Below are 22,922 nucleotides of genomic sequence, written 5' to 3' on the forward strand. Positions count from 1 at the left end.
CTATATAAAGATAAGCTGTCACAAGCAATACCTTTCCTTTCAAAAAGATAACGAATTATATTCCCTTAAAACAGTTGTTTTTTCAGGGAGCAAAGCTATCTTAAATACTTCATCAAGTTTCTGCACCGGTATAACCTCTAACTCCGGAAATTCATCAAAAATACCCAGCCAATTGTCTGCAGGTATTATCACTTTCTTTATTCCGGCGCGTCTGGCTGCTTCAATCTTGCTTATTACCCCGCCTACCGGTTTTATTCTTCCATGTACTGAAACCTCACCAGTCATAGCAACTGTATTGTCTACAGCAATTTTAAACATAGAAGAATAAACAGCCACGGCTATGCTTACTCCCGCAGAAGGCCCATCTACGGGAATCCCTCCCGGGAAATTTATATGAATGTCATAATCCCGGATGTTAAGGTTGTATCCGCTTTTTAATACGGTAAGCACATTTTCCACAGCGCCTTTGGCCATGCTCTTGCGCCTTATTTTGCGGCTTCCATTTTCCACCTGTTCTTCTTCTACTACCCCGGTAACTATTACTTCCCCTTTCCCTTTTAAAGCCGGGAATACGGAAGCTTCAATTTCTATTAAAGTTCCCACATTGGCACCGTAAACAGCCAATCCATTAACCACTCCTACCCTCGGTATATCAGAAGGCTTTACATCTATTCGGGGCGAAAATCTTCCATTATTTAAAACCTTTTCTATTATTCCTGCATCTATCTTTTTCTCTCCTTCCATCATAGCTATCCCTGCGGAAAGCTGGACCATATTTACCGCTTCCCGTCCATTACTGGCATACTTGACTATTTCCTGCAAGGCTTCTTCCTCAAGTTCAAAAGAAATTTTGGAAGCGGCATTAGAGGCTATAATTTTTATATGCTCCTTTTCCAGGGGTTTAAAAAAGATTTCTACACAGCGTGACCTGAGGGCAGGCGGCAGTTCCTCCGGCATGCGGGTAGTAGCGCCTACCAGCCTGAAATCAGCCGGTAGTCCATTCTGGAAAATATCATGAATATGGGGAGGAATATTACGGTCATTTTCGTTATAATAAGCACTTTCCAGGATAACCTTGCGGTCTTCCAAAACCTTTAAAAGTTTATTCATCTGCATAGGATGCAGCTCGCCTATTTCATCAATAAAAAGTATTCCGCCATGAGCCCTGGTACAGGCACCGGGTTTGGGCTGAGGAATACCTGCCACTCCCATAGCTCCGGCTCCTTGATAAATAGGATCATGTACGGAACCAATAAGGGGATCAGCAATATTCCTTTCATCAAAACGGGTAATCGTAGCATCTACTTCTACAAAATTAGCATCTTTGCCAAACGGAGATAAAGGGTTGGCTTTGGCTTCCTCCAGAACCAGCCTGGCAGCTGCTGTTTTTCCCACTCCCGGTGGGCCATAAATAATCACATGCTGGGGATTAGGCCCACAAAGAGCAGACCTTAAAATGCTTATGCCTTCTTCCTGTCCTATAACATCTTCCAAGCTGGTAGGCCTGGTCAAACTGGACAAAGGTTCAGTAAGCTTTATGCTGCGCATTTTTTTCAGTTTCAAGCTTTCCCGTTCTGATTCTCTTGATACAATAACCTTTTTACTCTGCTGATTTTTAAGGAGAGTCCAAAAATAAATCCCTATTATTACAGCCAAAAACAGCTGGACTAAATATAAAACCCCGCCATATTTTATAAAAAATTCATTCATAAATTTTTTCCTTTCCTTAAGGAATTTTTTAATATTATCCCCGCTAATTCCCCAAGGAATGAAAAAAAAGCACAAGTAAAAAAAGGTAGCGCCTGCTACCTTTTCCTCATTTTAAATTAATTGACTTTTCTTTTGGCATCTATAGTAACCAGCAAAGGCTTTTCTTTTTTTTCAATAACTTCTTTGGTTATTACCACTTTCGTCACATCAGCACGGGAAGGAACCTCATACATAACATCGAGCATAATATCCTCTATAATGGCTCTGAGCCCTCTAGCTCCGGTATTCCGCTTTAGAGCTTCCGTAGCTACTGCATCCAGTGCATCTTCAGTAAATTCAAGCTCAACTCCATCCAGCTCAAACAGCTTCTTGTACTGTTTTACAATAGCATTTTTGGGCTCAGTAAGAATTCTAATCAATGCTTGTTTATCTAAAGCATCAAGAGTAACTATTATGGGAACTCGGCCAACAAATTCTGGAATCAGCCCATAGCGCAAAAGATCCTGCGGCAGAATCATTTCTAAAATCTCACCAATTTTCTTTTCTTCTTTACTCTTTATATCAGCCCCAAAACCTATGCTCTTCTGTCCTATACGCTGCTGAATAATTTTGTCGATGCCCTCAAATGCTCCTCCACATATGAATAAAATATTAGTAGTGTCAATCTGTATAAACTCCTGATGCGGATGTTTGCGCCCTCCCTGGGTAGGAACACTGGCAATAGTCCCTTCCAGTATCTTAAGCAGAGCCTGCTGTACCCCTTCCCCGGAAACATCTCGCGTAATGCTGGGGTTATCCGTTTTACGGGCTATCTTATCTATTTCATCAATATATACTATGCCTTTCTCTGCCTTCTCTATATCATAATCAGCCGCCTGGATAAGTTTTAAAAGAATGTTCTCTACATCTTCCCCAACATATCCAGCTTCGGTAAGAGAAGTAGCATCAGCAATAGCAAAAGGAACATTCAAAATTTTGGCCAAAGTCTGAGCCAGCAGGGTTTTTCCGCTGCCAGTCGGACCCAGGAGCAAAATATTGCTCTTTTGCAGTTCAACATCATCTAACTTATTCCCCAGGTTTATACGCTTGTAATGATTATAAACTGCTACTGCCAGAGCTTTTTTCGCCTTTTCCTGTCCAATGACATACTCATCAAGTATAGCTTTTATTTCCTGCGGCCTTGGAATATCTCCCAGTTCAAAATCAAAATCATCGGCCAGTTCTTCCTCAATTATTTCATTACAAAGCTCAATACACTCATCACAGATATATACACCAGGTCCTGCCACCAGTTTTTTAACCTGATCCTGGCTTTTCCCACAAAATGAACATTTTAATTGGCCTCTTTCGTCCCCGTATTTATGCATAACTTCACCTCTTCTTTAAAAAAGCTATTTAGAGCTAGCTTTTTTAGCTTTAGTTATCACCTCGTCAATAATACCATATTCCTTGGCTTCCTGAGCAGTCATAAAATAATCCCTTTCCGTATCCTGCTGTATTTTTTCCAGCTTCTGCCCGGTCCGTTCTGCCAGTATGCGGTTTAGAGAATCTTTCATCTTCAGTATACGGCGAGCATGAATTTCTATATCGGTTGCCTGTCCTTGAGCTCCTCCCAGCGGCTGATGAATCATAATCTCCGCATTTGGCAAAGCATATCTTTTCCCTTTTGTGCCTGCTGCTAAAAGAAACGCCCCCATGCTGGCAGCCAATCCTACACATATAGTACAAACATCAGGCCTTATATACTGCATGGTATCATAAATGGCCATTCCTGCGCTTATAGATCCGCCTGGGCTGTTTATATAGAGATATATATCCTTATCAGGGTCTTCAGCTTCCAAAAAAAGCAGCTGGGCTATTACCAGGTTAGCCACTGTATCATCTATTGCACTGCCAAGGAACACTATACGATCCTTTAATAGCCTGGAATAAATATCATAGGCTCGCTCTCCGCGGTTCGTCTGTTCTACTACCATAGGAACCAGATAAGACATCTGCTCCACCCCTTTCTAAACAGCACACATTTTATGATTATGCGTTTTGCTTACAAACTATATTATTCTTTACCCTATAATTTTTTTACTCCGATTTTTCTTCCCTTTCCTCTGGCTGCTTAACCTTTACATTAGCATTATCTATTAAGTAGTCAAAAACCTTGTCCACTTTAAGGGCATAGGCCATTCTTTCCCTCATCCCCTTAAAGGTTTCTTTAGCCTTTTCAAATTCCATGCCCATATTTTCTGCCATTTCTTTTATTTCCTTATCTATTTCTTCATCGGTAACCTCAAAACCTTTTTCTTCTATAATTTTTTCCAAAATAAAGTTGGTTTTTACTCTCTTTTCAGCTTCCGGCCGAATATCCTGCATAAATTCATCTTCGGTAATATTCAAGGCATTAAAATAGGCCTGCAGATTAAGCCCCTGCATATAAAGATTCCGTTCAAATTCCTGCATCATCCTTCTGGCCTGATCTTCAACTGCGGCATTAGGTACAGTAAGTTCACACACTTCTAAAAGCTTTTCCACTATTTCATTTTTCATTATTTCCTTCTTCTGTCTTTCCGCAGTTTCTTCAAGCCTCTTTCTTATGTCGGCCTTTAATTCTTCCAAGGTATTGAATTCACTTATTTCCTGAGCAAACTCATCATTTAATTCCTTTAATTTTTTAGTTTCCACTTTATTTACCTTAACTACAAAACGAGCTTCTTTCCCTGCCAGGTCTTCTGCATGATAATTTTCAGGGAAAGTTACATTTACTTCTACTGTCTCTCCTGCCCTGGCTCCTACCAGCTGTTCTTCAAAACCTGGAATAAAAGTCTTGGATCCTAATTCCAGCGGATAATCTTCTCCTTTGCCTCCAGCAAACGGTTCATCACCTATAAATCCTTCAAAATCAATAACTACGGTATCCCCCAATTCAGCCGGTTCATCAACTTTAGTTACCAGCTCAGCATAACTTGACCGTAAATTGTCAAGGCTCTTTTCCACTTCTTTTTCTGTTACTACCAATTCAGGTACTTCTATCTCTAAGCCTTCTATGTTGCCAAGTTTAACTTCCGGTTTTACCGGAACAATAGCCTTAAAAGTAAAAGGTTTTCCTGCCTCGATCTCACCTATTTCAAAGTCAGGTTCTGCAATAGGCTCAATATTAAGTTCTTCTAAAGCTTTTTCATAAGCGTCAGGAACTATATATTCCAGAGCATCCTGATAGAGAATTTCCTTGCCATAGTAGGCTTCCAGAAGGGGTCTGGGCGCTTTCCCTTTACGGAATCCTGGAATAGAAACTTTCTTTACTATTTTGCGGTAGGCATACTGCAAACCTTCTTCCAGCTTTTCCGCATCCACCTCAATCTGTATGCATGCCTCACTGTTTTCTATCTTTTCTAATCTGGCCTCCATTTATGCTCCTCCTAACCGATAATATTTAGATTAAATAAATATTGAATCAAAGGCTTAGAGTATATTTACCCTTACATACTAAAAAGCCCTCTTAAAGAATTTACCCTAATTTTATTAAAAACACAACACCTCGGCTTATGCCGAGGTACTTTTTTCTTTATGGAGCGGAAGACGGGATTCGAACCCGCGGCCCTCGCCTTGGCAAGGCGATGCTCTACCACTGAGCCACTTCCGCACTCGATTGTCTCCTTTATAAGGATATATAATTATTCCCCTTTTAGTCAAGAGCCTTGGCCATATTTTTTATAAAGCACACCATCTATAATCATTATTGCCATAGACAAAAATTTTTAAATCACTGACCTTAAAATAATTAATTTGAAATTTCCTCTTCTTTCAAACATTCCATAAGCCTGGCCCCCAGCTTTAAAAGAAAAATTCCCTGTTTCATCTCCAATTCTTCATCACCTAAATCATCTTGCCTAAGAAGAGCCAGAGACATTTCCGGATACCGGTTAAAAAATCTAGCCAAATGCCCTACCATGTAAGTTTCCAGACGTTTGAGGCTTGCCAAACTTCCTTTATAATCCTGGAAAAAAATTACTATGTCTTCTCCTTTCAAAGCCCTGCGTATATCCCTGATTAGCTTATTCTTATCTTTGCCCGGGGGAATAGTAAAAAAAATCTTATTGTTGATAATGATCACATATCCCCATTGGTAATTTTGATCAGGAGAAAAAGTTATCCAGAGAAAAGATGCATTGTCCCCTTTTTGCTCTAATAACTGGAATTTGCTGTAATTTTTGAGCTGTTTCAAAGCTTTAGAAGAGTCTATGATTTCCCCTACCTGCCAGGAAATTTCCAGAGGCTGGTTAATCAGATTCAAAGTATTTTGTTCCATTTCATCCAAAGCTATTAAATAAGATTTGAGAAGTATGTTTCCTCTTGCTTTAAGATAATTAAAATCACTTAAATCATAAGGATTATATTCTTCCAGAAACACAGGTACCTTGGCCATAAATGATTCAGTAAGTTCAGGCATCACTATAAAAATAGGGGGAAAAAGCCAAAAACTTTCATTTAAGGGAAGCAAACGGGTTATACATATCATGCCTGGGACTATCTTCTCTTTTAATCTTCCATCTACTACTCCATATATTTTATATTTTTCGCCGGTAAAAATATCTTCCAGCCATATTTCAGCCGAATTCAAAACCTTTACCCAGTAAGCTCCCACATAACTCATCATAAGGTTAAAAGCAGCCGTCTTTAAGTGGGGCGGAAACATAAAGGCATGCATATCCCAAAAAGCATTAGCTATTGTTCTATTATTTTCATCCATACAATCGAGCAGTACAGCCCTTTGCCAAAATTGTCTGTAGGTAGCTTGAAAGTTTTTATTCCAGAACTTGCGATTTTCATCTATAAAATTATAAAAATCTTCCCTATATTCCTCCTCTTTGCTTTTTATTCCCTTTTCAATAGTAGTTTTAAAAATCTGCAAATAAGTCCAAATTTCTTCATAAGCCCTTATCTTATCCCCCTCATCAAGCTCCTCAAAACGGGGATACTGGGCAAGTGAAAGCGAAAAATCAAGGGGATATTGAGTAAAATGGCGAATTATCTCCCCGGAATTTTTTCTTATTAAGCTGCTCGCCACTCCAAATCTTTTGCCAACTTTCGAAAAACAGTTCTTATTCCCTGACAGTTCGGCATAAGCATATTCCAATGCCGCCATCCACCATTCCATTTTATAAACATAAGGCTTAAAAATACTTGAAAATTCATTCCACATAAAAACTATCCAGGCCAGCTTATTTCTCTCTTCTGGAATATGATAATACAATCTATAAAATGCTGCTGCCACCTGGCGATAAGACTCATTAATCCAGGTATAAGCCGCTACATAAGGAGTTACTTCCTGTCTAGCCCTGAATTTTGCCACTCTTAATGCCAGCGCCTCTGTATCAAGGATTTCTTTCCCAATCCTGCTTTTATCCAGATTAAGTTTTTTTCTTATAACGTTTACAGAAAGACAATACTCTCCCAGGCTTTTGGCCTTAACTTCTGCCAATTCCAGCTCATCCAGAAGCTGTTCCAGCAAAGCCCTCCCGCGCAAACTGCCTGCTGCTTCCAAAGGGCTCATATTATCTAATTCCCGTTTAGGAGTATTAAGCCAGTTTTCCAGATGCTTATCATTCATTATTTCCCCTAATATTTCCTCAGCTTCTTCCGCATCAGTAAAATTAAAACCTTCGCTCCATTCGCCTTTAAAATCAGATCTGCTGATTATCTCATTAACCTTGTCTGTCAGCAAATCTAAACAGCTTTTATTTTCAGCAACAATAAGCAGCAAACTCTTGCCCAGATAAATCCTTTTGAAACTATTATCACTTTCTTTACAGGCCATTTTTATATACTTATAACCTCTATCAAGAACAACAAAATTATTTTTTTTAAACAGCCTTATCATTTCATCTCTATTACCCTGTTTCCAGCAAAAACTCCGGCTCTTTATACTATTTTTTCTTATCCCTAAACTTAAATCCATCACCAATCCGCATAAAATCTCCCCATACTCCCGCAAGAAAACTTCCATATCATTAATCTGCCCATGTATACGATGTGAATTTATCTCTTCACATAAAAACTCTTTATTTTCTGAAGAAATAACTACTGTTTTGCCAGCTGCTATTACTGCATTATTTATCTGGACAAGCCTTAAAAGCAGAAGATCCCCTTCTCCTACAAATTTGGTCACATCACCAAAATTTCTCTCTATAACAAACTCTTTGCCGCAAAATATATCCCTTATCGCCACCGTATTATTCCTAATCCACTCTACCTGGTAAACAGACAGGTAAGACCTTTTTAAAGCCCGCAAAACCTCCTTCATCTTCTCATCAAACCTGTCTTCATATTCAACAAAGTAAAAATCGATAATAGGTGATACATCACGGTAAAATCTGTAATTAGTCAAATACCACAGCCAGAAAACCTGATTCATTTTTTCATCTATCTCTGTATTCTGCGTATAAGACATAAACCTATCCCTGGCACTTCTTTCCCAGTTATAATAGTAACTCCTGGCATAAGTAGTGAGATTATTTATAGCATTTTCCAGATACTTTCCATACTGATTTTTTTTGCCCAATGGAAAATGAATTACCAAGCATTCACTAACAAAACACGGTTTTACATCATATCCCTTATTTTCACTATAAATATGGGCATCTGGTCCATCCAGCCTGGTCATACAAGACCCCCCCAATACTCCTCCCTCAGCTTTATGACAATAAAAGATTATTATAACAAAATGATATAATATTCTACTTCCATGATAACAAATTTTATAATAATTTGTATATTTATTTTAAGAAAAATAAAACAGGGGTCCTGCCCTCAACACAAAAACAGCAGCCCCTTAACTTTTTTTATCATTGCATAATTTTTTTATATAAATCACTTGTAATATAACCACTATTAGGAAAAAGTTCCTTGAGCCTCTTCAGCATCTGTTCAGCCTTATCAATATCCCCTTTCTTATAATATAACGCCGCCAGATAATAAAGGCTCTCATCATGGTAGTTAGATCCGGGAAATAAATCTAAATAGGTAAGATAATACTGCTCCGCACGGTTATAATCGTTCTGGATATAGCAAACCCGCGCCAAATAATACAGCGCTTCCCGATTTATATAACTGTGCGAATTTATGGCTACCACCTTTTCAAAATGCACAGCTGCATTCTTCAAATCCCCTTTTTTATATAATTTATATCCCTGTGTATAATAATAAATCTCATTATCTTTATTGGAATATATTTCCTCTTTTTTGGCATTCCCATCCGTTTTATCCGCTGCCTGTACAGTACTCAAAACAGGTACCGCATTACCTGCTTTTTCTTTCTTACCGTCAACAACCGTTCCCGATACAGCAGCTTTATCAATATCTGTTCTATATGAATCCCGGTTATCTACTGATGAAATAATCTGCACACCTAAAGCCAAAGCTATGATCCCGGAAACCGCCCAGGCAATCCGGTTTTTGCCTGAAGGCAAATAAGGTGAAAATTCCCTTACCTTCTTTTCTTTCCTATCTTGCTTGAAATAAGCCAAACCCTTATCATTCCTGGCCAGGGACTGGGCAATAAAACTGTGCAGTTCTTCATTATTCTTGTCCAGCTTAAGCCCCTGCCTCCACATCTTAAGAGCTTTTTCGTCTTCCCCGAGTTCCTTATGACAGATGCCTAAAAACTTGTATATGCTTACAAATCCATCATTTTCCTTAAGGAGTTCCTCTAAAATATCTTTAGCCTGTTCATACTCTCGAACCTGTATTAAATCCAGAGCTTTATAATAACGTTTAAGCCAGAACCCAAAAGCGGGATTTTTAATATTCTTTAACTTGCTCCTGGCAATTTTATTGGCAGGTTCAAACTTTAAAACTTCGTTCCAGTACCACTCAGCACCGGCAAACTCTCCCAGAATATAACAGCAATTAGCCATCAGGTTAAGAATAGTTACATCTCTAGAATTGGCCAGCAAAGCTTCCTTTAACCTTTTCACCGCCCCGCTTATATCCTGGCTGCAAAGCATCTCTAAAATCTGCCCTCGCCAGATCTCTACCTGGCTGTTAACACAGCTTTTCATCAGCAAAATTACACCACCCTTGTTTCATAGTTTATCAGGATAACTATTTCCACAAAGGTGGTGCCAATTCCTTCCATTTATTAATTTATTTGCTAATGATTTCCAATAACTTGTCTATACCTGCTATAACTGCCCGTGAAACTTCTTCCATCTCTTCAATCTTACGCTTTGCCTCATCTCTTTTTCCTTCATTGTTCAGCCTTACCGCTTCTCTGGCCAAACCATGCAGTTCTTTATGCGGTTTATCTACATATTCAAAAAATGCCCCAAGTATCCTCTCATCCTGCACATTCTTAATCCATTTACCCAGCCGGCACTGTTCATGGTCAAATATAGTTTCCGGATCTATATACAGATTATGTTCTACAATAAACTCGTGTTTCTTTACAAATCCCCGATGATCCTGCTTCACCTGGTCGAGAACTACCTCCGGAGGCAGCTTGTACTGGGCTAATATTCCACGCAAACGGTCAGATATGTTGTTGGTTTCCTCAATAACTTTGATGAGTTCTTCGAAATCCCCTATACGGTTTTCCGCTTCCCTGATCTGCCCTGCCAAAGCAGAGATAAGAGAAGTCACTGCTGAACTTACCTCATTTACTACTGCAGAAATCTCCTCCGAGGAAGCACTCTGTTCTTCCACAGCGCTGCTGATATCAAGTATGCTTCCTTCTACCGCCACAATATTATTAATTATACTTTCCAGACTCTTTACTACTCCTTCGGTTATCCTGCCGCTTTCCCTTACTGCCAGCCCTACTGATTCAATCTCTACTACAAAACTGTTAATGTTAGCCCGTACCCGCTCAATAAGGCTGCTTATCTGTTTGGTATAGCCTGCGGTTTCTTCCGCCAGCTTGCGGATTTCTTCCGCGACTACCGCAAAACCTCTTCCGTGTTCGCCAGCTCTGGCTGATTCAATAGCTGCATTCAAGGCCAGAAGATTGGTTTGTTCAGATACTGCCATAATAGTATCGGTAATCTGTCCAATATCATTGGATATAGAAGTAAGTTCCCTCACCTTTTCTACTGCTTTTTCTGCCCTTACTTCCAGGGTATTTATCACTTCTTTTATCTGTCCAATATCTTCTTTCCCTTTCCGGGCATCATCAGCCAGTTTGAGGTAAGCCTCCTGCATATGCTGGGTCTGTTTTGCCACCATCTGGGAAGCACCTGCAATCTCTTCTACCCCCGCATCTGCTTCTTTCAGGTTTTCACCTGCTTCCTTGAGCCTTAATCCTATACTTTCCAGTTCTTCTATGCTCCTTTTAAGCTTAAAAACTGCCGAACCTGCCACATCATTCATAAAGTACGCATTGGTAGTAAGAGAAGAAGTATCATGGAAAAGTTCATAGAAAACATTTTTGATTTTTTCAAGCAACCGGGAAAAATCTTCAGCAATCATCCCTATTTCATTTTTGGAAGTAATGTCAACAACTTTGGTCAAATCCCCTTCGCTAACTTCCCCAATCACTTCTTTAAGGGGAGCCACATATTTAAACACACTGTGCAGGACTATATAAGCAGCCAGACAAAGAAATAAAAGCCCCATTACTATAACCAGCAAAGCCCTCTGTTTAGCCTTAGCTTCTGCCGCCAGGAAAGCCTGCCGGGGAACCTCTCCCTGTACAAAGGCTATTACCTTGCCTTCAATATCTTTAACAGGAATTAATGTTAACAGGTATTTTTTATCCGCACTTACCCGATAAAAAGTTTCTCCCGCCAAAACCTTCTTCCTATCTTCATCTGACAGTTCCAGCTTAGCCTCTTCTTTCTGCCATAAAACCTGCCCATCGCTGTTTTTAACTACATATACTCCCTCCAGCCTACTAAGCCTTTCTCCCAACTCTCCTTCCAGAGACATGCCAACCTCTATTACCCCTATAAACCTGTTGTTATAGTATACCGGATTGATACAGCGTATCCCATAGCCTGCCACTCCTTTTTCTACCGCCACTACCTGTTTTTTCTCCTGTATAGACTTCATGAGGGCAGGGCGAAAGCTTACATCATCTCCATATTTTTCCGGTAAATTTGCCCTGTAAAAAGCAGAAGCATCCGAATTTACAAAAACCAAAAGTGATACACCATGTTTTTCCTTCCAACTTTTAAAAATAGGATCAGCTATAGCTTTCAACCCTTCCCGATCCTGTTCCGCAAAAGCCTTTATAATATCCTCATGCGCCAAAAGGGAACCAGAAAGAATCACCGCCTCCTCTTCCGCGTTTTTCACACTGTCAGCAACAGTCCCCATAACCTTAAGCGCATATTCTTTTTCAAAGTCGTCTATAAGCTTTTTTTGCAGAGCCATATTATTCCAGTAGAATATCGAAAAAATAATCACATTAAATAAGACCAGATAGATTATAATCCTTGTCTTCATGCTGTTCATGAACCCTGGCATCCTCTTCTCCCCTTCTCTTCTTAATCATGCATTAATTTTCCATTTAATTTTAGCATATGTTCAGATGTATTTAATATTATTTTCATGTTAAATTAGTGTTTAGCACATCTTAACCCCCCTTAAAAGACAGTAAAAATCAGGAAAGCAGGTGATAAATTGCACTTAACAGTCAAAAATATGTTTGATATATTCCCTGACTTTAAAATTATTGCTGGAGTTAGCGGAATTAACCGTCGGGTAACTACTGTAAGCGTCATGGATGCGCCTGATATACATGAATGGCTGAAGGGCGGGGAATTTTTAATAACTACCGGCTACATAATGCGCGACAATCCCCTTGAAATCATGGATTTGCTTGCCAATATAAACAATGCAGGAGCAGCTGCCTTGGGCATCAAACTGGACCGCTTTATAAAAAAGTTGCCGGAAGCCGTAATACAAAAATCAGACGAGTTGGGGATACCCCTTATCCATATTCCAAATAAATATGCATTTACGGACATTATAAATCCCGTTTTAAGCCGTATTGTAAACAACCAGGCCCGCTTGCTGGAACTATCTGAAAATATTCATAATTCATTTACCCGCATGGTAATAGAAGGGAGTGATCCCCAGCAGATAATAGCCACCCTTTCTGATATAACCAGCAGGGAAATAGCCTATATAGACCTTGAGTTTAACAAAATATGGATCACTCCTTCTTTTTCTTACCTTAACCTTGAATCAATAAACCAGATTTTAAATCAATACAAATCTTATCCTGTCATAGTAAACAACAACACCTGCGGATACCTAATAATAAATATGAATAAAAACCTTAATCTTAATGAATATGAAAATAAAGCAGTAGAACATGCTGTAACCGTCCTTATTCTCGAATTGCAGAAAAGAATTTTGCAAAGGCAGATTGAAACCCGCTACCGGGATCAATTTATTCATGACATCATATTCAATAACATTAAATCCCGGGAGGAAGTTTTAAGCCGCGCCCAGATATACGGCTGGAAATTCACCGAAGGAATAATAGTTTTGGTAATAGATATCGACAACTTAAAAGCTCAATATCTGAAAAAAAATGTAAAACCTGAATATATTCAGGAGAAAGCCCTCAAAATTGCGAAAAATACTTTTCACTACTGCTGTCCGGAAGCAGTCTGGACGGCTTTCACAGATAACATAGTATTTCTCTTAGAAACAGCAGAAATAGACCTGGATAAGAAAAAAGCCAACTTAAAAGAGACCTGCAATAAAATCAAGCAAAAAATAGCCGAAGAAACCAGTTTCACTGTTACCATAGGTATAGGCAATTTCTATCCCTGTATAACCGAGGCCCATAAAAGCTATCAGGATGCCCTGAAAGCCATACAGCTTGGTCGCAACATGTATAAAGGAAATACAATTATTTTTTATGATGAGCTTGGAATCTACAAATTACTGGGAAGTGTCTGCCATACCGAAATAGCGGAAGAAATCCAAAATAAATATCTACACAAAATTATCGAATATGACAAAAACAACCAAAGTGATCTGCTTCCCACTTTATGGTATATAGCCAAAAACGACTGGAACCTTAAAGCAGCTGCCAGGGAATTGTTCCTTCACTACAACACTATTAAATATAGATTTAACAAAATATGTTCACTTCTGGGGATAAATGAGATAGATGCAGAAGAAAAATTAAACCTGGCCCTGGCTTTAAAGCTTTGGCATATAAAAAACGAAATTTCTTGTCATCCCGGAATATAAATCCGGATTTTTTTTGTCTTTTATGGACAAAGACATAATGTATAAATTTTGTTAAGCTCAAATTAGTGAAATTATTCATAAAAAGGAGGAAAATATTATGTACAGAACTAAAGTAGGTTCATTGCCGGATACCCTGGCTTCAGTAAAAAACAGCCAGCTCCATGATCCGATAAGCAAAATGGGCTTCTCAGGAAGGATGATATTAAAAAACGGGAAAGTAATAGATCCCGCTAACCAGGTGGAAGAAGTAAAAGATGTTGCTATAATCAGGGACCGCATTGCAGAAGTTGCTCAAGATATAAAACCAGAAAAAGGCGATATAGTCATCAACTGCGAAAATCTTCTGGTTGTGCCGGGATTAATTGACATGCACCTGCACCTGGGCGATTTATTTGAAATAAGTACCCATCCTATCGAAAATGCAGTTGCTGATGGAGTAACCATGGGGTTATCGCCGGGAGCTGGCAATACCTTTATGGCTCCTGCTCTCCTGGGAGCAGAAGTTGACCGGGGACTTCCCATAAATCTGGGAGTATACCTGGGAGCTGCCAATGTACTGGGGACCATGCTCTCAGTGGAAGAGCTCATCCAGCTTTTTAAAGGCGAATTAAGCGAGGAAATCGGATTAAACAAGATGACCCGCAATCGCATCACCTTCACCACCGCTCCCCTTACAGTCGGTATTAAAGATCATATGGGACATTTCATAATGTCTGATGAAAATATTGAAAAAATATTTACCATTACATCCGAAGCCAAACTGGTATATATGTCACATACCCAGGATCCTGCTCACGCAGAGCGTCTGGCCAGTCTTTCCAAAGGCCGTCCACTTCATCTGGCACATGCTACCGCAGCCGGCTGCGGAACACACGGGGATCCTGTAGAGAGCATGGAAATAATTATTGAACTCTGCAAAAAAGATCACATAAGCGGAGAATTTGTAACTACCATGCTCAGAAAAGGCCAGGGCAGCCGCGAAGGTCTCCTCATGCCGGAAGCTGCGCAAAAACTTGCTTATGATGCCCTGGAAAAAGGAATAGTAAATATCCTTATTTCTGATGGACAAAATGATGCGACCATGAAAGGCTTTGGAGATACCCGCGACAATATCCCTGCTCTTCTGGAACTGGCCGAAATCGGAGTACTGTCTCTAAAAGATGCTATTGCTACCATGACCTGTAACCCGGCCCGGCTAATAGCCGAAAGGACCGAATGCAGCTGGTGGGTAGAAGAAGTCGGCCATTTAGGGAAAGGATCCCTGGCCAATATAACGGTTATCGACCCTTATGATAAGCTGGCTACTTATACCATAGTAAACGGCGAAATAGTAGCTTTTGAAAATCGTGCTGTAAGAAGAGGACATGGAGCCGGTGGCTGGATAAGCAAATTCGGTATGGTGCGTAAAACTGGAGTAGGTGACCTGGCAGCCATAGCCTACCAGGATTAGAGTGGTGAAAATGTTTGCAGATATCAAAAAATTTATAAATAACTCCGACTATGTGAGAATATTGCAAAAGCTTATCCAGACCGATACTTCCAATCCTCCAGGGGAAGAGAAAAAAATAGTTAATCTCATACTTTCCCTTCTCTCTGATAGCCAAATCAGCTACGAAATTATCGATCACACAGAAAATAGGTCTTCTCTTATTATTGTACTGCCAGGCAGATGCCAGGAAAAATCCCTGGCTTTCATCGGCCATATAGATACAGTACCTGTAAATAAAGAAGATGTCTGGACCTTTGAGCCTTTTTCAGGAATAATAGCAGACAATTACGTTTACGGCCGGGGAGCATCAGATATGAAAGGCGGCATAACTGCCATGCTGCTCACTTTGCAATATTTTTTACAAAACAAAATCATGCCGCCTTACACATTAAAATTCTGCTTTACTGCCGATGAAGAAGCAACTGGCTTGGGAATAAGAGCTTTGCGAGACAAGGGCTATTTAGATGACGCTATAGAAGCGGTAATATGCGAACCCTCCAACTGCAAAATGGGCATATGTGAAAAAGGGGCTCTGTGGCTTAATATTACAGTCCGCGGCAAATCTTCCCACGCTTCCCACCCTGATGAAGGGGTAAATGCAGTAGAGTATCTTATAAATTATTTAAATGAGCTAAAACAAAAAATACTCCAGCATGAAAAAAAACATCCCCTGCTCGGCAAAGCAACAGCAGCTGTTACTCAATTCAAGGGAGGATTTAAAACTAACATCATTCCCGATCAGGCCCAGGCTACTTTAGACATCCGCACCAACCCCGGCGACAGCCATGAAGAAATCCTGAACACCGCCTACAAGCTGGCTGATATGTTTATTCATAAATATTCCAATCTGGATATAAAAGTAGAGGTAGAAAATAACCGTCCACCTCTGCAGGCTGCTGCTGACAGCACTCTGGTGCAAATAATGACCAAAGTCATAAGCGACGATGGAAGCAAACCTGAGTTTACTGGAATCCATTTTTACACCGATGCTTCCCAGCTCATACCTTATAAAAATATACCTTTTATAATTATAGGCCCTGGTGATGACCATATGGCTCATAAAAAAGACGAGTATATTCAAATTGATTCGATAGCAAAAGCTGCCCAAATTTACATCTGTTATATATTGGCAAGGGGGGAAAGATAATGTCAGATGCTAACGCCAAAAATTCATCCAGCTTTCTTAATCGCCCTGCTGGTTCTATAACTGGATTTGTACTGGCTTTATTTATTGGTTTGCTTATATACTGGGGTCTTAACTCCATAAAAAGCCTTCAAACTTTCTTAAACTATAACCAAATCGTAGCTAAAGCTGGCAGTGATCCTTTCTACAAGCTTTTGTGGATGCTTATGGACTTTACAGAAGCTGAATTTTACGCTGGAGTATTTGCAGGCATCTTTTTAATAATCGGTGCTTTTATAGCCTGGCGTCTGGATGTTAAAAATTCACATCTGGCCGGGTTCAGCATATGTTATGGAACCAACATGTGGCCCTGGGTTTTTGCTTCCCAGGTACTATCGATGGTTATTGTTCTATATTTCTTGAACTATACCCATCTTTTTAACGAATATACCTGGCTGCCCACTTTCATAACCGTAGTAGGCGGCCCACCTGCCTTGATGTTAATTTACGGCCCCAATCCGCGCGCTCTTATAACCGGTTCCATATTAGGGGCTTTTATAGCATTTCCTATAGCATTCTGGCTCATGACTAAAGTAATATCTGTAGTCGAAGTGCCGGTAGTAGTTGCCAATGTTACTACCATGGCCCTGATAGGTATCATATTATGTCAGATATTCAAAGTGCTTCCCTGGATGGAAAAAGTACCCTACAAAAAACTGGATAAGCCAGCAGTAGAAAAAACCAGGGAAGAATTAATCAGCGATATGTCCAAACCCTCCTGGTTTATAAGAAGAATTCTGGCCGATTTTTCAGAAGCGCAATTTTATGGTAACGAAATCGCAGGCCTCTTTTTACTGATAGGAGTAACTGTCGACTTTATTCTTAATACCCAGCATCCTGCCTACGGTTCCGGGTTGCTTCCAGCCATGATCCTGGCTCAGATTGTCGGCTCTGCTACTGGTATCTTGCTCTACTTTAACAAGTGGATAGAAAAAGGCTGGTATGCTACCTTTGTTCCGGTAGTAAGTTCAGCTCCAGCTTGCGTACTGGCATTTGGCGGAAGTATACCAGTAGCACTTTTTGCCGGAATTCTCAGCGGAATCATCGGCGCTCCTTATGCAGAATACTTGAACAGCAAACTGCCCGAAGACTTTCATCCTACTATAGGCAATGTAACCTCCATGGCCGTAACTACCATAATAGTCTATGTAGTAATGAAAGCTCTTCCCTGGTTTTAAACCCGAGCTATATACTCCTGTACTGGACTCCAACATTTACAAAAGGCAAAGCTTTAAGCTTTGCCTTCTTTTTATGCATATTGCAAAATTATAAAAAGGCTTTTATCACAGTTTACCACTGCAATAAAAGCCCTTTTTGTTTCTTCTATTTTCTTGTCATGCAAAAATGGTCGGGGCGACAGGACTTGAACCTGCGGCCTTCTGATCCCAAATCAGACGCGCTCCCAAACTGCGCCACGCCCCGGACAGCGTGTTTATTTTAACATTTATAATAAATTCCTGTCAAGAAGGATAAAAAGCGGTTTTAAGCTTTGGGAGGCTGCCATACTTCCCAAACTTTGCCAGCCAAATCAGTAGAAGGCTTCAAGGTAGGATCTCCTTCCTGCCAGCCTGAGGGCATTACTTCACCGGTATTTTTATGATGCTGGAAGGCCTTTATCTGCCTCAAGAGTTCCTCTGGATTTCTTCCCACCGGCGGCGCCAAAATTTCAGCTGCCTGAATTACTCCATCTGGATCAATCAAAAATCTTCCCCTTATATCCACACCAGCTTCCTCATCATACACGCCATATAAACTCCCTATGCGTCCTCCTCTATCCGACAGCATCGGGAAAGGTATTCCTCCATCCACCATCCTGGAAAGCTCAGTTTCATTCCATACTTTATGGGAAAACACACTGTCTACACTTGCTGCCAGGACTTCTACCCCAAGAGCTTTGAGTTTATCATAGCTTACAGCTATGTGTGAAAGCTCGGTAGGTCATACAAAGGTAAAATCTCCCGGATAAAAACAAAGAACTACCCATTTTCCACGATAGTCAGACAGCTTTACTTTAACAATTTTTCCCTGATAAAAAGCATCTGCTTCAAAATCAGGAGCTTTTCTGGTTACCAGCATGCCATGCCCTCCTTCTTTTTTTGTATTTTTGTATAACTATATTTTATCATTTTCGCACATTGAAAAGTAAAAATTATGAAAAAAAGGCAAAATATTAGCATAAAGCATCCATTAAATAACTTATTTTTATATTCCATCTGATATCCCATTGTATTTATAATTTTCATATATTATAATCTCAATATAGAAAATTTTTACTACCCAAGAAAAAGGAGGCATTAGCATGGCATATCTGCTTCCCCCTCTACCTTATGAAATGAATGCACTGGAACCAGTAATTTCCCGGGAAACTATTGAGTATCACTACGGGAAACACCACCAGACCTATGTAAACAACCTCAACAGCCTGATTAAAGACACTCCCATGGAAAACTTAACCCTGGAGGAAATAATACTTCGCTCCTCAGGCCCTCTATTTAACAATGCTGCTCAGGTATTTAACCATACTTTTTACTGGAACTGTTTAACTCCAAACAGCAAAGGCCAACCTTCCGGCAAGCTTCTGGAAGCTATAAACCAGAAGTGGGAAAGTTTTGAAAAATTCAAAGAAGAATTCAGCAAAGCTGCTGTTTCACTATTCGGTTCCGGCTGGGTATGGCTGGTTAAAGATGAAAAAGGGAACCTTTATATTGAAAGTACCAGCAATGCAGACACCCCTATTGTAAAAGGGCAAAAACCGCTTTTAACCTTTGATGTGTGGGAACATGCCTACTATATTGATTACCGCAATGCACGCGCCTCTTATGTAGAAAAGCTGTGGGACATAATAAACTGGGACTTTGTAGAGGATAATTTTCAAGAATAAAAAAAGCAAGGAGGATTAAAGTTTTTTCCTCCTGCTTTTCCACAATAATATAATTATGGGGTTTCCTGCTCTGCATCCAGGAGGTAAAGATCATCTCCCCAGTAAAGATGCCTGAGGCCTATTTTTTGGTCTTTTCCTTTAGACTGGCTGAAGTATTCAGAAATATAGACATGCACACCATCAATTATATTTAAAACAAATTTCTCATTTTCTTGAGGTCGGCCTAACTTCACGGACCTCATCGGCTGAGGAGGAGCTCACGAACACGGCTGGTATATAATATCTACTACTACCGCTCCTCCATTATCCAGTATAAAACGATGGGCCTCTTTTTCTATTCCCACTACCTTCATAGTTTTTACCTCCTCTATAGCCAGTTAAGGCTTTTTATGTTATATTGTGTTATATAATTTAATCTATTGCTTAAAGCTTGTCAAAAAATAATACCTTGTCCATACCTGATTTTATGGACACTCTACAGGATCTAAAAAATTTTTTAAAATTCTCTTGCATTTATAATTTAGACGTAGTATAATACTCCTTGCGGGCGGGTGTAGCTCAATGGTAGAGCCCCAGCCTTCCAAGCTGGTTGCGAGGGTTCGATTCCCTTCACCCGCTCCATTTTTATGTCCCTGTAGCTCAGCTGGATAGAGCAACGGACTTCTAATCCGTAGGTCGGGGGTTCGAATCCTCCCGGGGACGCCATTCGTGGTGGATGTAGCTCAGCTGGTCAGAGCACCAGATTGTGGCTCTGGGGGTCGTGGGTTCGAGTCCCATCATCCACCCCATAAATTACCCTTGACAACCCCAGGTGAAAGTTGATATAATGCGTACCGTTGGGGTGTAGCCAAGCGGTAAGGCAACGGACTTTGACTCCGTCATTCGTTGGTTCGAATCCAGCCACCCCAGCCAGTTTAATGCATGGGTCATTAGCTCAGTTGGCAGAGCACCTGACTTTTAATCAGGGTGTCCCGCGTTCGAGTCGCGGATGACCCACCATCTTGAAAAATCAGCCTTGTGCTTTTGGGCACAAGGTAAAAAATATAATAATCAGATGCTCTTAAAAAATTGTCTTCAGTTTAAACTGAAGACGATTTTTATATTTTTTGCAAAATTTCATGCCCTGCTTGAATTCTACTTCCTTTCACTTTTTTAGTTCGCAATCATTCTATTAACAGTTTGCGGCCATCTTATTTTTCCAGCCGGTTTTTATGAACGAATCAAAACCTCCGCTGTTCTGCTTCCTGGCTGCTTATTTTCTTAATCAGCTGTATATACTGCCTTATTTCCCATTCTGGCCTGTATTTATTCTTAACCAGTATCTCTGCTCTCTTGCCCATTCTTTTTCTCTCTTCGGGATTTTCAATCAAAAATTTAGCTGCCCTTATTAAATCATCAATACCGTTCACATACAGCCCTTCTTTTTTATCCTCTATTACCCCCAGATTGCCTGGCACTCTTGTTAATACAGCAGGCTTTCCCAGCCCCATAGCTTCCAAAGCTGCCTGCGGCTGGCCTTCCGATAGAGAACAGTTTATAACCACATCGCTCAAGGCCAAATAATCGCCGATATTATCATGTTCAATCTCACCCAGATATCTTATCCATTTATGCCCTTTTATAGCCTTAAAAACCTTTTCTCCATAGCCTCTATCAATAACCGGCCCTGCCAAAACTAACCTTACATCGGAATATACCGGGTAAACTTCCTTTAAGGCATCTACAGCCAGCATAATATTTTTTACCGGCCTTATTCCACTGGGCAGAATAAAAATTATTTCCTTATCACCCCAGTTTATATCCTTTCTGGTTTTGCCCTCCACATGAGGTATTTTTACCCCTTGAGGAATAACCTTAATTTTATTCGCTGTATCAGGGTAAATTTCCGTCAGCATATCGGCAAAATAAGGCTGAAAAACCACAATATAAGAAGCCCAATCTAATATGGAAGCAAAATCGCTGTTTTTCTCCCTTTTCATGTCCAGGTTTATATCTGTTCCGGTAAGAGTAAGCAAAAGCGGCCATTCCCTTAAGGCTGGCATTTTTTCTAAAGCTTTTGCCATATAACGGATATTAAATCCATGTAAAACCTGTATGTCATTTTTTGATAAAATATTTTTTATCTTTGTAACCCATCCTTCGTCATCCAGGGAAACCAGATCAGCTTTAATGCCGCTTTTTATATATCCTTCCAGCAAACGGGAAGCAGTAACCCTATTGCCTCTTTGCTGGTAATAAAAAGGGGTTATAAGTACTACCCCTTTATTCAGCATGCTGTATTCTTCAAACATTTTAAGCCCCCTTAAAAGCAGCCTGACATATATAAATTGTAGTATTTAAGTTATTATAATCTTAAAACATAAAAATCATAAAATTAAAAAAAACCGTCTTAAGCAAATTCTCAAGACGGCCTTCCATTTAACCCAGGTTAGCCAAATTATGGGCCATTCTGTCAAGCTCTTCTGCCATAGCCTCCAGCTGTTCTATATTAGCAAAAACCGACTGGGTTAAATCCGCCTGCTTTTGTACTACCTGAGCAGCAGTTGTAACCCCTTTGGTAATTTTCTTCACCGAATCCTCTATATTACCCAGTATACTGGAAATCCTCTGCACTGAAGCCGAGCTGTTTTCAGCCAGTTTGCGCACTTCATCAGCCACTACCGCAAAACCTTTGCCGTGCTCACCACTTCTGGCTGCTTCAATAGCTGCATTAAAACCTAAGAGCTTGGTCTGTTTGGCAGTATTATTTATAATATTTAACACTTCTCCCGTTTCTCCCAGATGCATAGAAGCCAAATTGCCCAGTTCCAGCAGAGTCTGGCCTCCATTGGCTACTTCCTGAGCAAAATTGGCTACTTCTTCCACTATCCTGCTTACATTCTGCATGGTGGCTGTCATTTCAGATGCCATATCAGCCAATCTCCGCGCTTCATCATGCAATTTCCTTATCATTTCTTCCCTGGCTTCCACCATAGTCATCATAAGATCCGCACCATGGGAATCAACTACCGCCACATTTTCCTTTTTGTTTTCATATATGATTTGCTCTACCTTAGGATTCCCTGTCGCCTCAATAATAACATTAACCCCTGATAAGTCAAGTATGCGGTTTATATCTGTATAAAACGGAATCCCTTTTTCACGTGCCAGTATAGCTCCTGGAGCCCTTTCATTTACATCACATACTCCCAGTACCCTGACCTGGCTTATTCCCTGTAAAGCTTTTAAAACCGATGTTCCTCCGGCTCCTAACCCAACAATTGCTACATTAATCATTTTCTCCACCCCCTGGCAATATTTAAAATATTTCCCTCCTGTACCCCTACTGTCCCATCTTTTATATACATTATAACAAAAATTTAAAAACAGTATAGAAAAGCAAGATAATCTTTATATTCTGTAAATTCAGCCTAATATAAACTTAAAACCAGGGTAAACTAGGTACAGGAGGTGATGAA

At 40.1% G+C, this 22,922-nt stretch carries 16 protein-coding genes and 7 tRNA genes; 10 read left to right on the top strand and 13 right to left on the bottom strand.

Going from position 1 to position 22,922, the window contains the following annotated elements:
• Positions 1–39: 39 nt before the first annotated feature.
• The 8 genes from lonB to ACZ42E_RS08170 all read right to left on the bottom strand — a co-directional run bounded on the left by lonB (position 40) and on the right by ACZ42E_RS08170 (position 12,165).
• Complete coding sequence (gene lonB, locus ACZ42E_RS08135; protein WP_464891845.1) at positions 40–1,710, bottom strand: ATP-dependent protease LonB; 1,671 nt, start codon at positions 1,708–1,710, stop codon at positions 40–42.
• 116 nt (positions 1,711–1,826) lie between these two features.
• Positions 1,827–3,077 (bottom strand): ATP-dependent protease ATP-binding subunit ClpX, encoded by a 1,251-nt coding sequence (gene clpX / locus ACZ42E_RS08140; RefSeq protein WP_464891846.1) that lies wholly within the window; start codon positions 3,075–3,077, stop codon positions 1,827–1,829.
• Positions 3,078–3,101: 24 nt separating this feature from the next.
• On the bottom strand, positions 3,102–3,704 hold the full coding sequence (clpP, locus tag ACZ42E_RS08145) for an ATP-dependent Clp endopeptidase proteolytic subunit ClpP (protein WP_464891847.1): 603 nt from the start codon (positions 3,702–3,704) through the stop codon (positions 3,102–3,104).
• A gap of 85 nt (positions 3,705–3,789) precedes the next feature.
• Positions 3,790–5,109, bottom strand: coding sequence for a trigger factor (tig, locus tag ACZ42E_RS08150; RefSeq protein WP_464891848.1), 1,320 nt, complete (start codon positions 5,107–5,109; stop codon positions 3,790–3,792).
• 160 nt (positions 5,110–5,269) lie between these two features.
• A tRNA-Gly gene (locus ACZ42E_RS08155) sits at positions 5,270–5,344 on the bottom strand.
• 138 nt (positions 5,345–5,482) lie between these two features.
• Entirely contained in the window at positions 5,483–8,365 is a 2,883-nt protein-coding gene (locus ACZ42E_RS08160; protein WP_464891849.1) for a DUF7986 domain-containing protein, read from the bottom strand.
• Positions 8,366–8,546: 181 nt separating this feature from the next.
• A complete protein-coding gene (locus ACZ42E_RS08165) occupies positions 8,547–9,761 on the bottom strand; it encodes a tetratricopeptide repeat protein (RefSeq protein WP_464893510.1) in 1,215 nt (404 codons plus the stop codon).
• Between the two features lie 85 nt (positions 9,762–9,846).
• Positions 9,847–12,165, bottom strand: coding sequence for a methyl-accepting chemotaxis protein (locus ACZ42E_RS08170; RefSeq protein WP_464891850.1), 2,319 nt, complete (start codon positions 12,163–12,165; stop codon positions 9,847–9,849).
• Positions 12,166–12,342: 177 nt separating this feature from the next.
• Between ACZ42E_RS08170 and ACZ42E_RS08175 the strand changes: the two genes are divergently transcribed.
• From ACZ42E_RS08175 to ACZ42E_RS08190, 4 genes are all read left to right on the top strand, one after another.
• A complete protein-coding gene (locus tag ACZ42E_RS08175; protein WP_464891851.1) occupies positions 12,343–13,911 on the top strand; it encodes a PucR family transcriptional regulator in 1,569 nt (522 codons plus the stop codon).
• 97 nt (positions 13,912–14,008) lie between these two features.
• Positions 14,009–15,361: an amidohydrolase family protein gene (locus ACZ42E_RS08180; protein WP_464891852.1), complete on the top strand. Its 1,353-nt coding sequence runs from the start codon at positions 14,009–14,011 to the stop codon at positions 15,359–15,361.
• A gap of 10 nt (positions 15,362–15,371) precedes the next feature.
• Positions 15,372–16,547, top strand: a complete 1,176-nt coding sequence (locus tag ACZ42E_RS08185) for a M20 family metallopeptidase (protein WP_464893511.1) — start codon at positions 15,372–15,374, stop codon at positions 16,545–16,547.
• Positions 16,547–17,761, top strand: coding sequence for a hypothetical protein (locus tag ACZ42E_RS08190; protein ID WP_464891853.1), 1,215 nt, complete (start codon positions 16,547–16,549; stop codon positions 17,759–17,761). The genes ACZ42E_RS08185 and ACZ42E_RS08190 overlap by 1 nt, the downstream gene beginning before the upstream one ends.
• A 167-nt stretch (positions 17,762–17,928) precedes the next feature.
• Here the strand turns inward: ACZ42E_RS08190 and ACZ42E_RS08195 are convergent.
• Together ACZ42E_RS08195 and prxU are read right to left on the bottom strand one after the other, a co-directional pair.
• A tRNA-Pro gene (locus tag ACZ42E_RS08195) sits at positions 17,929–18,005 on the bottom strand.
• A 60-nt stretch (positions 18,006–18,065) separates the two neighbouring features.
• Positions 18,066–18,659, bottom strand: a complete 594-nt coding sequence (gene prxU, locus ACZ42E_RS08200) for a thioredoxin-dependent peroxiredoxin (RefSeq protein WP_464891854.1) — start codon at positions 18,657–18,659, stop codon at positions 18,066–18,068.
• A 223-nt stretch (positions 18,660–18,882) separates the two neighbouring features.
• On the opposite strand from prxU, the gene ACZ42E_RS08205 reads away from it, so the two are divergent.
• Positions 18,883–19,464: a superoxide dismutase gene (locus ACZ42E_RS08205; RefSeq protein ID WP_464891855.1), complete on the top strand. Its 582-nt coding sequence runs from the start codon at positions 18,883–18,885 to the stop codon at positions 19,462–19,464.
• 53 nt (positions 19,465–19,517) lie between these two features.
• On the opposite strand, the gene ACZ42E_RS08210 is transcribed toward ACZ42E_RS08205, so the two are convergent.
• Positions 19,518–19,697 carry a hypothetical protein gene (locus tag ACZ42E_RS08210; protein ID WP_464891856.1) on the bottom strand — a complete coding sequence of 60 codons (180 nt, stop codon included), beginning with the start codon at positions 19,695–19,697 and terminating at the stop codon, positions 19,518–19,520.
• Between the two features lie 314 nt (positions 19,698–20,011).
• Here ACZ42E_RS08210 and ACZ42E_RS08215 point away from each other — a divergent pair.
• The 5 genes from ACZ42E_RS08215 (at position 20,012) to ACZ42E_RS08235 (ending at position 20,463) form a co-directional block, all read left to right on the top strand.
• Positions 20,012–20,085: transfer RNA gene (locus ACZ42E_RS08215), tRNA-Gly, on the top strand.
• Between the two features lie 7 nt (positions 20,086–20,092).
• A tRNA-Arg gene (locus ACZ42E_RS08220) sits at positions 20,093–20,169 on the top strand.
• A gap of 6 nt (positions 20,170–20,175) precedes the next feature.
• A tRNA-His gene (locus tag ACZ42E_RS08225) sits at positions 20,176–20,252 on the top strand.
• 49 nt (positions 20,253–20,301) lie between these two features.
• Positions 20,302–20,376 (top strand) — tRNA-Gln (locus ACZ42E_RS08230).
• Positions 20,377–20,387: 11 nt separating this feature from the next.
• Positions 20,388–20,463 (top strand) — tRNA-Lys (locus tag ACZ42E_RS08235).
• Positions 20,464–20,684: 221 nt separating this feature from the next.
• Here the strand turns inward: ACZ42E_RS08235 and ACZ42E_RS08240 are convergent.
• Together ACZ42E_RS08240 and ACZ42E_RS08245 are read right to left on the bottom strand one after the other, a co-directional pair.
• Complete coding sequence (locus ACZ42E_RS08240) at positions 20,685–21,755, bottom strand: glycosyltransferase (protein ID WP_464891857.1); 1,071 nt, start codon at positions 21,753–21,755, stop codon at positions 20,685–20,687.
• A gap of 127 nt (positions 21,756–21,882) precedes the next feature.
• Complete coding sequence (locus tag ACZ42E_RS08245) at positions 21,883–22,740, bottom strand: methyl-accepting chemotaxis protein (RefSeq protein ID WP_464891858.1); 858 nt, start codon at positions 22,738–22,740, stop codon at positions 21,883–21,885.
• Positions 22,741–22,922 lie beyond the last annotated feature (182 nt).

It is taken from the genome of Thermosyntropha tengcongensis (assembly GCF_055381335.1).